Source organism: Moritella sp. Urea-trap-13 (assembly GCF_002836355.1).
In the GTDB taxonomy this organism is placed as follows: domain Bacteria; phylum Pseudomonadota; class Gammaproteobacteria; order Enterobacterales; family Moritellaceae; genus Moritella.
Genome location: NZ_PJCA01000001.1, coordinates 224,100 through 236,984 on the forward strand (window position 1 = coordinate 224,100; position 12,885 = coordinate 236,984).

Below are 12,885 nucleotides of genomic sequence, written 5' to 3' on the forward strand. Positions count from 1 at the left end.
ATTACTGTCACTGATGAAACTGCTTAAGCGTAAAAGTCTACCCCTTTAGCCGAGTCTTGCCAATACGGAGTGGTTACAGGGGCTTCAGTCTGTGAATCTATCGCGTAATTAGCTTCATTACTGCTATTTTTTTGTCCGTTTTCTTGTCCTGATTGCTGAAACCCAGATTGCTGCTGGCCACTGTCGGCTTGTACCTGCGTATCACCCAGTGTAATGCCTTGTTGCTGAAGCATTTCTCTTAGTCGCGGCATTTGTTGTTCAAGTAAATCTCGGCTTTGATTATTCTGCGCTTGGATTGTCACATTTATCTGATCGTTTTGCACAACCAATTTGATATTCATGCTGCCTAATTCTGCAGGGTCTAAGCGAATTGTCGCAGTTTGTAATTCTTTACCTGCCATGATGGCAATTTTTTCATTTAATTCCGAACTCGCAAGATTATTATTAAGGTGCACTCGCTTGTCTAATACTTGCTGTTCAGCGTCGGTTAATACTGGAGTCCTTGCCAAGATACGTGTGGTTTGATCTAACTGTTCTGGTTTACGTGCTGACTCCATAATTTGCGCAAAGTCGAGTTGTTCAATAGGTTCAGGTGGTGTTGTACTCAGCTGTTCGAGTGCTGAACTGTTACTCTCTGCTGCAGCACTGCTGATCCCAGCCGCCATCGTATTGGCTTGCCCAAACGGTGTATTTTTCGCCATCCCTGCTTCACCTAAACCAGTGGCTAAGCCCGATTTTCCTGCGCCATCTAATAGCTCACTATCAACTGAGCCATCACGATTCATTACATCGCCTGTAGCCAATAAATCATCTTTCGCAGAGCGGCCGTTATTGTCCGTCAGGCCAGCGATAGTCGACATACCCGCTAACGTTGACGCCGTGAGCGTATCGACGGAGTCTGTTGGAGTGGTAGGGCCTGTAGAGAATTCGCTCGTTTGCAATATTTGCGTCAGTTCATCGTTGCTAGAAGGAGTCACATCAGTCGTTTCTGCAACGTTACTGTCTATCGTGGATAAGTCTGTTGTTTCTGCAAGGCTACTATTTACCGTAGATAAATCAGTCATACCTGCAACACTGCTACCGGTCGTGGGTAAGTCAGTCATGCCTGCTGATGCTAATGAGGCAATATTCGCCCCCTTTGCTGCTGAAGGCAATTCATTACCGTTCTTTTTACCTTCAGTCAATGGGCCACCTTCAGTCGATGGAGCAACGTCACTCGCCGCATTACCTTGCAACAGCATAGACGATTGACCAAGACGCGCTAAAAAGTCATCACTACTTTCACTTTGTAGCGAGCGGTCAGCTTGACTCACGGTACTTAACTCATCACCCGCTATCGCTGCAACGTCATTAGTGTTATCTATTAAGCCAGCGACAATATCCTCATCAATACCATCGTCAATATTGTCGCTAGAACCAAGCACAGCAGTCTCGTCCGTTTTAGCGGCACCACTATCAATAGCGGTTTTATTATCACTATTAAAAAGGGCAAATAATTTAGAAAAGCTGCTTTCAGGCGAACTCGACTCCCCATCACTCGCTATATCTGCAGCAGCATCGCCTTTGACATTAAGCGCAGGCGACTTGTTATTCGCCGCCTGCGTATCTGTCATCGCTGTTGATTTTTGTAGAGAGAAAGTCATAGTTCAAGCCTAAATTTCATCAATAAGAAGTTATAGCGAATACAACTGCAAAATTCACGCCAGATTATGCTCTTGCGTGCGTTTAGCGGTTATTTTTACGCTTGAAGTATTGGAAGTTAGAAAACTCATCTAACTCTTTTTGCTCGCGGCGATGTTCGATAAGTTGCGCAGCGGTTTTACGCTTATCCAACAACAAACCCAGGGCATCACGTTTCTTGCGGATCTCCATCCAATCTCGATGCTTGTTATTGACGGTTTGTTGGATATTGTCGAGTGCTTGCTTTTGCTCAAACTCGGCCAGTTCTAGTTTTTTCATGAAGTTATGATAGTGCGCATAACTATCACCCGAGATACCTTCGGCACCTTTGTCGGTAAACTTTTGCAGATATTGTTTACGATAATCACTCAGTTGTTGCATTTGGGTATGATAACGTACTGCATCTTGTTGGATCAGTGCATATGCTCTGGCGGCATATTTCTCTTGCTCTGTAAGCTGCTGGTGAACACGCTCTAACGCGGTATTAGACATATTATTGACACTGTTTCATTATGGGGCTGCCACGCCTAAATGCGGCGCGATGGCAGTCAGCATTTCTTCACATTGTGAAAACGGAATAACTTCTTTCATTCCTTGCTGTAAGAATTGGTCCATCGCGGGTTTTAAGCGAATGGCGCGGTCAATTTTAGCATCTGCGCCTTGGTTATACGCACCAATAGCCACCAGATCTTTATTCTGTTGGTATAACGAGTACGCTTGCTTAAAACCACGTGCGGCGGCTTGATGAAAATCACTGGTGACCATCGGCATAACACGACTAATAGACTTTTCAATATCAATCGCAGGGTAATGCCCCGCATCCGTTAAGTCACGTGATAATACAATATGACCATCAAGAATGGCGCGTGATGCGTCGGCAATCGGATCTTGTAGATCATCACCTTCGGTGAGTACGGTAAAGAACGCGGTAATAGAGCCTTGTTCTTCACTGCCATTACCTGCTCGCTCCACCAGCTGCGGTAGTTTTGCAAAAACCGATGGCGGATAACCTTTGGTTGCTGGCGGCTCACCGACGGCTAAGGCAATTTCACGTTGGGCTTGGGCAAAACGTGTCAACGAATCAATTAACAGTAAGACATTTAAACCTTGGTCACGGAAGTATTCTGCAATGGCTAATGCTGTTTCACACCCTTTCAGACGCATCAAAGGAGAGGCATCCGCAGGTGCTGCGACAACGACGGAACGCGCACGTCCTTCGTCACCGAGGATCTCTTCAATAAATTCTTTTACTTCGCGGCCACGTTCACCAATCAAACCAACCACAACAACATCCGCCGTTGAGCCCCGCGTCATCATGCCTAACAGCACACTCTTACCGACACCAGAACCAGCAAACAGTCCCATACGTTGACCTTGACCTACGGTTAGCATGGCGTTAATGGCTTTAACACCGACATCCAGTGGTTTGGATATTTGTTTACGTGACAATGGATTAATACGTTTAGCAGTAAAAGACGTGGTTTGCCCGGTGATGATCTCGCCTTTACCGTCAATTGGCTTGCCAACACCATCTAATACTCGTCCAAGTAGTTCCATACCAACTGGGATACCTTGAGTTTCATTAAGCGGTGTAACTTTGGCTCCAGGGATAATACCGGTGACCTGTTCACTGGGCATTAAGAATAATTTATCACCATCAAAACCGACAACTTCGGCATCCATCAAACCGTTATCGGTTTCGACAGAGCACAAACTGCCAATTGCAGCGCGGCAACCAACGGCTTCGAGAGTCAAGCCCACAACGCGAGTCAGCTTGCCCGCGACGGTTGGTTTGTTCGCCAACGAAGCGGTTTTTAATTGTTGTAATCGAGTTAGTAATTCGGTCATTAAGCACCCGGTTTATTGGCAATAAGAAATTGACGCATCATCTGTTTGATACGCTGTTCCATTAACAGTTCTACCGAGGATACTTCATTGTTAATAACCAGATCACCTTGTTTCATCATCGGCTCTGAGATTAATACCCAACCACGTTTTTCGCATTCTTCGGCGGCGTAGTATTCATTAATCACGGCTAAATCATCTGGGTGTAATGTAATGGTAATTTTTTGCTCAAGCACAGGTAATGCAGCCAGTGCTAGTTTTAATGTTTGTAGCAAGATGTCGTGATTAAAAGTGACTTCGGCCTTAATTAACTCTTCTGCTAAGCCTGTTGCGACACGAATTAATTCACTTTCGACTTCGCTATTAACCGCCGCTAAAGGTGCGTGCATGTGTGTTTGCAGCTGTTCCCACGCTGCTACTTTCTCTAACACCTGGTGCTGGCCTTCTGCTAATCCTTGTGCCAGTCCTTGCGCGAGGCCCTCACTTTCACCTTGGCTAAGCCCTTCCGCCGACCCACTAGTGAAGCCATCTTGATAACCTTGTTCTTTACCCTCAGAAAAACCATCGTCATAAGCCGCTTGGCGTATTGCATCAAGCTCTTCAGCCGTCATTGGCTGAGGTTCAATATCCTCAATCTCTTCGTGACTCGGCTTACCTTCGTACCAATCATGCTTCATGCCCAGTGCATTAGTATTAAGCGCTGCCGCTTGGGTGTTCTCAAACTCAGGTAAATACCAATCTTCTATTTCATATTCATCACCACCTGCAAAAGGTGGGGTATTGGATTTCAAACTATCCGTCATACCAGTATTCCAGCAACGGCCATGGGTTTATAAGAAGTCATCACCACCGCCTCCGCCTAACATGATGTCACCGCTGTCAGCTAAGCGTCGCGCAATGGATAAGATCTCTTTCTGTGCCGATTCAACTTCACTAACACGAATAGGGCCCATTGCTTCAAGATCGTCTTCCAACATTTCAACTTGACGTTTTGACATGTTTTTAAAGATCTTATCTTTAAGCTGATCATCAGTTCCTTTAAGTGCTTTTTGTAATTGCTCTTGGCTCACTTCACGCAGCAAGGCTTGAATACCGCGGTCATCAACATCGATAAGGTTTTCAAATACAAACATAAGGTCTTGGATCTGCTGGCTGATCTCTTCGTCAGACTCACGAATTGCATCCATTAACTGACCTTCAATATTGGTATCGAGGTAGTTCATAATATTGGCAGCTGCTTTCAGACCACCCATCTTCGCTGCTTGCGCGCCAGATTGACCAGCAAACTGTTTCTCCATGATCTCGTTTAATTCATGCAGTGCCGCGGGTTGTACTTCTTCGAGATTCGCAATACGCATCATTAAGTCGATCCGCACTTTATCTTGGAATTGCGATAAAATTTCAGCTGACTGCTCAGGTTCTAAATAAGACAATACAATAGTTTGGATCTGAGGATGCTCATTATGAATGATATTCGCCACCTGACGTGCATCCATCCATTTCAATGAATCAAGACCTTTAGCGCCACTGCCCATGATGATTTGATCAACCAAGTTACCGGCTTTATCAGCACCCAGCGCTGCCGTTAAGGCGTTACGCACGAAGTCTTCGCTACCCACACCAATATTAGTGAATTTTTGAATATCATCAATGAACGCGCGGTGTACACCAGCAACTTTAATTTGTGAAAAATCTTTCATCGATGCCATTGCCATACCCAAGCGTTGTACTTGTTTTGGCTCTAATTGGCGAAAAATAGTGGCAGCATCACCTTCATTCAGACTCAACATTAATATCGCCGAACGTTCAATGCCGGTTAAGGTACTCGCATCGAACTTCTCGGTCGTTGCTACTTGTTTATTCGAATTAGGCATCTTCTATCATCCATTCTTTTATCACTAACGCAGTTAAGTCTGGTTCGTTGGCAACAAGTGCACGCACCGCTTCTAGCAAGTCTTCATCTTTATGTAAATTAGGTAATTGTAAATGACCACTGCGCATCGCAAAGTCAGTATCACCATCGGCATCGGCGGTAAGCAATTGCATGTCTTCATCATTTTCAATCGCGCTAATACCTAAATCTAAATCTTCATTGTCGTCTTCAACGTCATTGTTGATTAGACGTTTAATCATTGGACGGATAATTGCCATGATTAAGACCACGATCACAATCAAGCTAGCGACAATACGAATTGCCCGCCAGAACCACTCTTCTTCCCAGATTGGCAACGCTGCCATCGCGGCTAATTCGGGACGATTAAAAGGAATAGCAACGACTTCTAAACTATCACCACGATTGACATTAAAACCAACACCACCTTGTAATATCCGGCGGATACTGGCTATTTCAGCTTGGCTACGTGGCTCTCTCACCAAGGTACCGTCAGCGCCAGTACTGTTAATGTAATCGACCGCAACCGAGACACTTAAACGTTGAATAATACCGCTTTGTGACTTGGTATGGCTAATCGTGGTATCGAGTTCATAGTTTCGGGTTGATTCTTTTTGCGACTGACCAATTGGACGTGCAGCGGCATTACCCGCCCCCGCTTCTTCTGGAATGTCAGCATCCAATGGCGGTTGATTGGTTAATGCACCCGGGATACCTTGATTACCATTACCGAGTGATTGACGTTCAAGTAACATTTCACTACGCACTGCGGGTAAATCTGGGTTAAAACGTTTTTGGGTTTGCTCTGTCACGCTAAAGTCCATGGATACATCAACTTCAGCGGTATAGTTACTTACTCCTAGGATAGGAATAAGAATTGAATCAATTTTTTCGCGGTACTCACGTTCGTGATTTTGCACCATTTCAAATTCACGTCGACCTTGTGCAGCCAGCATATCTTGGCTGCCGGAGTTAAGTAAACGGCCATTTTGATCGGTTAATGTGACGCGTGTTGGTTCTAAACCTTGTACGGCAGACGCAACCAATTGCACCATAGAGTCAATATTTTCTTGAGAAATAGCGCCACTATTACGTACCGTTAATACCACGGTTGCGCTGGGTTTCTTTTCACGCTTCGCAAATACATTTTCTTTTGGGATCGCCAGTAGAACCTGTGCCTTTGACACATGTTTAAATTCTTCTAATGCGCGTGAGATTTGACGTTCACGACCGAGTTTCAAACGTTCTCGTTCAACCCGCTGACTGACACCAAAGCCCATATCTTTCATTAAGATATCGTCACCTTGTAATTGTGTCGTGGTTAATCCTGAACGGCGTAAGTTAAGTTTAATGTCTTGATATTGCTCTGCTGGTACAGACACAGTATCACCACTAATTTTATATTCTATTTTCTGTAGGTCTAAAAATTCGAGGGTTTCAATAAGCTCAGCTGTTTGATACGTGCCTAACGGACGCATTTCAGGATCTTTACCCCAAAGTAAAATAAATACCACTAAAGTTAGCGATATCGCTAATGCCAGAATGAGAATAATTTGACGTAAGATATCGGAATTAGAAAAAAAACCAAATGCTGAGCTTTTCTGTTCATTCTCATCTAATTGCGCTAGATCATTACCCATATCGTTGTTATTTGCGATACCTGTATTTGAAGCTGTATCAGCCACAGCAGTACTCCTTTACCCGAGATTAAACAGGCATGCTCATTATTTCTTTATAAGATTCGATCAATTTATTACGAACCTGAACAGTAGCATCGAAAGCTACCCCAGATTTTTGCGAGGCTATCATAACATCACTTAGGGACACACTGCGATCTCCTTGATCAAATCGGGTGCGTAAATCGCCTGTAGTCTGTTGTAATCCGTTCACATTTTCCATTGCTTGCTGCAACATATCACCAAAATTAGCCGATGTCGTGCTTGGCGCTTTTACGGCAGTTGGATCTGCTTCAAATTTAGTCGCCTGTAACGACATGCTTTGCATTTCAGAGTAAAGATTATTGGCTGCGATATTCATTGATTATCCTTGTTGTCATATTTTTGACCTACCCGACTAATTTCTTACCTAATCAATTAAAGCAATTGTCATGCCAATAAAAAAGGCCGCAATTTCAATAAATTGCGGCCTTAAGAGAGTACTAACAGGTGATCAAGCTGGAATTTCAATTCCTTGCTCACGCATTTTCGCTAATTTATAACGTAAGGTGCGCGGACTAATACCGAGTTTCTCTGATACGTCCTTACGCACGCCGTGACAACCAATCAAGGTTTCCAAAATAATTTGATATTCTTGCTGACGTAATTCGTTACCTAAAGGTTCTGTTGGCATTGTGACACTTCGCACTGGTATTTCAGTCTTAACCTGCAGTTGTGGCGCCAAGCCTTCTTCAGTCGATAATGTAAAGTCAGCGGCGGAGAAATCTTCTAAAATCAGATCTGCAGTCTTAACCTGTCCATCAACCGCTAAAATCATCGCGCGTTGGATCACATTGTCTAGCTCACGTACATTACCTGGCCAGTGGTAGATCTGTAATTTAGTTTTCGCACAATCGAGTAACTCGAGTGTCGGAATGTTGTTTTGTTTACAGTGTAATTTTAATAAATGCTGGGCAATCGGTAAAATATCACCTTTACGCTCAGTCAATGGTAACCAGGCTAATGGAAATACATTTAAACGATAATATAAATCTTCTCTAAAATCACCGTTCGCTACCGCTTGCTTCATATTGCGGTTACTGGTGGCAATGACACGCACATTAAGTTTAATGGTTTTACGACTACCGAGTCGCTCAACTTCACGTTCTTGTAATACCCGTAGTAGTTTCACTTGCAGGGCTAAATTCATTTCTGAAATTTCATCAAGTAAGATGGTACCGTTCTGCGCTTGTTCAAACTTACCTGGGCACGCTTGGATCGCGCCAGTAAATGCGCCTTTTTCATAACCGAACAAGGTTGCTTCGAGCATATTATCAGGGATCGCCGCGCAGTTTATCGCCACATACGGACCATCGAAACGCATCGAGTTATCATGAATATAACGCGATAATACTTCTTTACCAGTACCACTTGGGCCTGTCACCATCACAGTGGCATCTGACTTAGCGACTTTACGTGCCAAGTTTAACAACTGCTCGGTTTTTACATCACCATAACAAGGGGTACGTTTCACTTCTTTTTGTGGTGGCACATAACGACCCACCTGATTAATCAATACTTCTGGCGAGAACGGCTTACCGATGTAATCCACAGCACCATTACGCATTGCGGTGACCGCATCATCAACTTTGGCATAAGCCGTCATCAACAACACAGGTAAATCAGGGTGTTTTTGTTTAATGTTATGCAGTAATGTTAACCCGCTCATGCCACCCATCTGGACATCACTCACGACCATATCATAGGCTTTTTTAGCTAATGCAATCAGGGCGCCTTCGCCACTATCAACTTCATCACATTCGTAACCAGCCATTAATAAGGTATCAACCAAGGCTTCACGGAGACCTAAATCATCTTCAACAACAAGAATTTGAGAATGGGACATACTATTATCCACCTATTACCATTGGTTGCGGTTCTGCTACGCGATGTAGCGGTACGATTATACTAAAACTACTGCCTTCACCTTCAGTTGAGTCTAACTTCAAACTGCCTTGGTGGGCTTTGACTACACTTTGCACGACGGCAAGGCCAAGACCTGTACCTTGTGATTTAGTGGTGAAGAAAGGTTCTAAAATTTGTGCTTGCATATGTTTGGCGATACCAGGACCATCGTCAGTAACAATAATCGCCACGTCGTCATCACCGGAGCGTACTGCAGATATCGCTAGACTTGCGCCTTGACCACAAGCATGTAAGGCATTTTGTATTAAGTTACCAATCGCGCTAGAGAGTGCATTGCGATTAGCTAAAATTAACAAATCCGGTTCCGGCAGTGTCACTTGCATTCGACTGTTGGTCTGCAACATCATCGCTTCACTACCCGCTTGTACTTGGACTAATAAATTTTGTAGCGAGATCTCTTCAACCACTAAATCTTTACCGGTGCGTGCAAACAGCAGCATGTCATTAACCTGGTTTTCTAGATCATTAAGACGCTGAATAAGTTTGCTTTGAAAGCGCTGTCTTGACGCCGGTGGTAGATTGGGATTAGCCAGGTTAGAACCGTATAATAATGCCGCCGATAATGGTGTGCGGATTTGATGTGCTAATGACGCTACCATACGACCTAATGACGACAATTGCTTCATATGGCTGACACGTTCTTGTAAATGACGTGTATAGGTTAGGTCCGTTAACATAATTAATTGCCCAGGCTGAGAACCAAGCGTGGTAATAGAAAGTTGTACTTTACAGCCATTTTTCAATGAAACTTCATGACCATCGTCTTCTTTCGGGGTAAATGCACGTTGAATAACATCCATCCAACGCGACCCCATTAGCGGCTCTCCCAGTAATTGAATAGCAACTTTATTGACTTCAATGACAATACCGTTGCCATCAAGAATGACCAACCCAGACGGCAGTGCTTCTACTAACTTTTTGCTACGATCTTTGTGTGCTCGTAGTGCTGCTAATTCGCCGGGATAAGATTCTTGTACCATGGTAGTACTCCGCTAAAAAATTGACTCACACCTAATAATGCATTTAGTGTGCCAATAATAATAACCTCGTAATACATTGAAATTAATAACTTTAACCGTTTATTAAAAAGCAAAAAGCCCAACATCATGTTGAGCTTTGTGTTTGCTACTTTTTATTTAAGCTTCTTTCTGCAATCCATACTTACGCATTTTTTCAACCAAGGTTGTGCGGCGCATACCCAGTTGGTCAGCAGCCCGAGCCACCACATGTGCCTGTTGATCTAACGCTTGCTTGATCATATCAATTTCAAATTCAGCCAACATCTCTTTCAGATTAACACCTGCTTCTGGCAAACTACTTGGCATTGAAAAAAAGCCATCTTCTTGCGGCTCTTCTTCTACGTTCGCAAAAATTTCATCGCTGAACATAGCAGAGATAGCATCACGCTCGGCTAACTCACTGGGAACCTCATGACTATGCAGTTGAACTTCACCATCATCATTATAACGATATTTAGCCGGTAACTCGCCAATATCAACGATATTACCTGCAGTCATGATAAGTAGACGTTCAATCAGATTTGATAACTCACGTACATTACCTGGCCATGAATGTTGCATTAACGATTCCATCGCACGCTGAGTAAATAAGATCGTGGCATCATGCTCTACTTCGTGGCGACGTAATAACTCTTGAATCAATAATGGAATATCATCAGGGCGCTCTCGCAGTGCCGGACTTTCAATTGGGAATACATTCAAACGGTAAAATAGATCTTCACGGAATTCACCGTCGGTGATCATTTTTTCTAAATTACGGTGTGTTGCAGCAATAACCCGTACATCGGCTTTAATGGCTTTACTGCCACCCACGCGCTCAAAAACACGCTCTTGCAACACGCGTAATAATTTCACTTGCATTGGCTGCGGCATATCACCAATTTCATCAAGGAATAATGTACCACCGCCAGCGAGTTCAAAGCGGCCTTTACGCGCTGAAAATGCGCCGGTAAATGCACCTTTTTCATGACCAAATAATTCACTTTCTAACAATTCAGCCGGAATTGCACCGCAGTTAACCGGTACAAATGGACCATCGCTACGTGATGACGCATCATGGATGGAACGGGCAATCACTTCTTTACCGGTACCGGATTCACCCAATACTAATACATTTGCGCCCTTGGTCGCGACTTGCGTGATCAAGTGACGGACACTTTGGATGGCATCACCACGACCAACTAATTGCTTAATGAGCGCTTTTGATGTCGAGGGTGATTGACCAAGCTTACTCGCCACACATTGACGATAAGATTGACAACGTCCGAGTAACAGTGTCAGTTGCTGATAAGATAAAGGCAGTTCGATATGGCCGACTAAATTACCTTGCTCTGATGCTTTTTCTTGCGCACCAAAGGTTAAAAATGGGTTCATTGGATTGGCATCAAATAACGCGGCTAAATCCTTTTCTGAGTAACTTTCTGAAGACACAATAACGCTATTTGCAGCAAGATCGATCTTCGCACTGATGTCGATATGAGAATCGAAACTCTGCCAGCCTTCGCCAAGAAAAGACAAGATCGTTTCTAAATTTTGTCTGCGTTCAATATTCTCATCAATTACAAAAACTGACTTCGTAGTATCCATATTACAGCCTGTGCTAAACCTTACTTAAACTTAAAGAAATTAATCACCTTAACGATTAACTGTTAAAGTGTGTCAAAAACCAACCTCCGCCAATTAATTGACATGGGTATAGTACACATTCCTAAATCAAGATGAAACAGTCACAAGAATTAATTAGAAGCTAGAATAAAAATAGTCAGTGCTATATCACAATATCTACAGCTAGATCCGTCAATTACAGATAAGCGCATGGGAATTAGCCTACCCCATACGCTATAGTTATCCGTCATAGTTACCGACGACGGCAGTTCACTAACCTTCGCCAAACTCCTCTTTCAACTCAATAACTTGGTAATGGCTGGCATTGAGTCCCCAAAATTCCGGTAATGTCGTCGCTACCGCTATCGATGACCAAGTACCGACAATCAGACCAATAAACATCGCGATAGAGAAACCATCCAAAGGTCCTCCTCCCAACAACCATAATGCTGAAACAGTCATCAATGTAGTGCCCGATGTCACTAAAGTGCGTGATATTGTTGCCGAAATAGCTTGGTTATTCACATCTGCAATCGCTAACGTGGGTTTTAGAATAAGTAACTCGCGGATACGATCGCCGATAATAATTGAATCATTTAATGAATAACCGATAATCGCTAATATCGCCGCAAACACGGTCAAGTTAAACTCAAGTTGCAAAGCAGCAAACACACCAAGCACAAATAACACATCATGGACCAAGGCAAATAACGCCCCCGATGCCAAGCGCCATTCAAAGCGATAGCTTAAATACGCCATGATACATAACATCGACACTAACAGTGCCAGCCCCCCCTGTTCCGCCAACTCTTCACCAACTTGAGAACCGACAATGCTGGTATTTAATACTTCAATATTGGTTGCTAATGGCGCCAGTACATCAGTAATATCCGGAATACTCATGCCAGCAGCAGGCTCTGCATAACGTAAGATCCAGCGGCCCACGTCTCCGCCTTCAATAACACTGACATTTTGATCCAATGCCGATTGTAATAACGGTGAGATCTCGCTCATGGTAATGCTCGGATCAAGTTGTATTTCGGTGATCACACCACCGGTAAAATCCAGCCCCCAATTCAAGCCATTAACGCTGATAAAACCAATCGCAATGAGCATGAAAATAACCGACATAGCACTGCTGATATAACGTAATTTACTGTAGTTTTTGTTTTTGTTGCTATTGTTTATGTTGATAGTCATCATT

General features: G+C 43.6%; 11 protein-coding genes. All 11 read right to left on the minus strand.

Annotated features, from left to right (window positions below; all coding sequences use genetic code 11):
• Positions 1-23: 23 nt before the first annotated feature.
• Complete coding sequence (locus CXF93_RS00965; RefSeq protein ID WP_101060451.1) at positions 24-1,643, minus strand: flagellar hook-length control protein FliK; 1,620 nt, start codon at positions 1,641-1,643, stop codon at positions 24-26.
• A gap of 82 nt (positions 1,644-1,725) precedes the next feature.
• The gene (gene fliJ, locus CXF93_RS00970; RefSeq protein ID WP_101060452.1) at positions 1,726-2,172 is read right to left on the minus strand and encodes a flagellar export protein FliJ; all 447 of its coding nucleotides are present in this window, start codon (positions 2,170-2,172) and stop codon (positions 1,726-1,728) included.
• A gap of 18 nt (positions 2,173-2,190) precedes the next feature.
• Complete coding sequence (gene fliI / locus CXF93_RS00975) at positions 2,191-3,528, minus strand: flagellar protein export ATPase FliI (protein ID WP_101060453.1); 1,338 nt, start codon at positions 3,526-3,528, stop codon at positions 2,191-2,193.
• Positions 3,528-4,328, minus strand: a complete 801-nt coding sequence (locus tag CXF93_RS00980) for a flagellar assembly protein FliH (protein ID WP_101060454.1) — start codon at positions 4,326-4,328, stop codon at positions 3,528-3,530. Before CXF93_RS00980 ends, fliI begins: the two co-directional genes overlap by 1 nt.
• Before the next feature lie 27 nt (positions 4,329-4,355).
• Positions 4,356-5,399, minus strand: coding sequence for a flagellar motor switch protein FliG (gene fliG / locus CXF93_RS00985; protein WP_101060455.1), 1,044 nt, complete (start codon positions 5,397-5,399; stop codon positions 4,356-4,358).
• Positions 5,392-7,101, minus strand: coding sequence for a flagellar basal-body MS-ring/collar protein FliF (gene fliF, locus CXF93_RS00990; RefSeq protein WP_101060456.1), 1,710 nt, complete (start codon positions 7,099-7,101; stop codon positions 5,392-5,394). Before fliF ends, fliG begins: the two co-directional genes overlap by 8 nt.
• A 22-nt stretch (positions 7,102-7,123) precedes the next feature.
• Positions 7,124-7,453: a flagellar hook-basal body complex protein FliE gene (gene fliE, locus CXF93_RS00995; protein ID WP_101060457.1), complete on the minus strand. Its 330-nt coding sequence runs from the start codon at positions 7,451-7,453 to the stop codon at positions 7,124-7,126.
• A gap of 132 nt (positions 7,454-7,585) precedes the next feature.
• Positions 7,586-8,977, minus strand: a complete 1,392-nt coding sequence (locus CXF93_RS01000; protein ID WP_101060458.1) for a sigma-54 dependent transcriptional regulator — start codon at positions 8,975-8,977, stop codon at positions 7,586-7,588.
• A gap of 4 nt (positions 8,978-8,981) precedes the next feature.
• Entirely contained in the window at positions 8,982-10,037 is a 1,056-nt protein-coding gene (locus CXF93_RS01005) for a PAS domain-containing sensor histidine kinase (protein WP_101060459.1), read from the minus strand.
• A gap of 156 nt (positions 10,038-10,193) precedes the next feature.
• Positions 10,194-11,663: a sigma-54 dependent transcriptional regulator gene (locus CXF93_RS01010; protein ID WP_101060460.1), complete on the minus strand. Its 1,470-nt coding sequence runs from the start codon at positions 11,661-11,663 to the stop codon at positions 10,194-10,196.
• A gap of 291 nt (positions 11,664-11,954) precedes the next feature.
• Entirely contained in the window at positions 11,955-12,884 is a 930-nt protein-coding gene (gene secF, locus CXF93_RS01015) for a protein translocase subunit SecF (RefSeq protein WP_101060461.1), read from the minus strand.
• Position 12,885 lies beyond the last annotated feature (1 nt).

What these genes read in the sequence shown, in the direction of transcription:
- CXF93_RS00965 (WP_101060451.1), bottom strand. Translation starts at nt 1,643, where the DNA reads ATGACTTTCTCTCTACAAAAATCAACAGCGATGACAGATACGCAGGCG.
- fliJ (WP_101060452.1), bottom strand. Translation starts at nt 2,172, where the DNA reads ATGTCTAATACCGCGTTAGAGCGTGTTCACCAGCAGCTTACAGAGCAA.
- fliI (WP_101060453.1), bottom strand. Translation starts at nt 3,528, where the DNA reads ATGACCGAATTACTAACTCGATTACAACAATTAAAAACCGCTTCGTTG.
- CXF93_RS00980 (WP_101060454.1), bottom strand. Translation starts at nt 4,328, where the DNA reads ATGACGGATAGTTTGAAATCCAATACCCCACCTTTTGCAGGTGGTGAT.
- fliG (WP_101060455.1), bottom strand. Translation starts at nt 5,399, where the DNA reads ATGCCTAATTCGAATAAACAAGTAGCAACGACCGAGAAGTTCGATGCG.
- fliE (WP_101060457.1), bottom strand. Translation starts at nt 7,453, where the DNA reads ATGAATATCGCAGCCAATAATCTTTACTCTGAAATGCAAAGCATGTCG.
- CXF93_RS01000 (WP_101060458.1), bottom strand. Translation starts at nt 8,977, where the DNA reads ATGTCCCATTCTCAAATTCTTGTTGTTGAAGATGATTTAGGTCTCCGT.
- CXF93_RS01005 (WP_101060459.1), bottom strand. Translation starts at nt 10,037, where the DNA reads ATGGTACAAGAATCTTATCCCGGCGAATTAGCAGCACTACGAGCACAC.
- CXF93_RS01010 (WP_101060460.1), bottom strand. Translation starts at nt 11,663, where the DNA reads ATGGATACTACGAAGTCAGTTTTTGTAATTGATGAGAATATTGAACGC.
- secF (WP_101060461.1), bottom strand. Translation starts at nt 12,884, where the DNA reads ATGATGACTATCAACATAAACAATAGCAACAAAAACAAAAACTACAGT.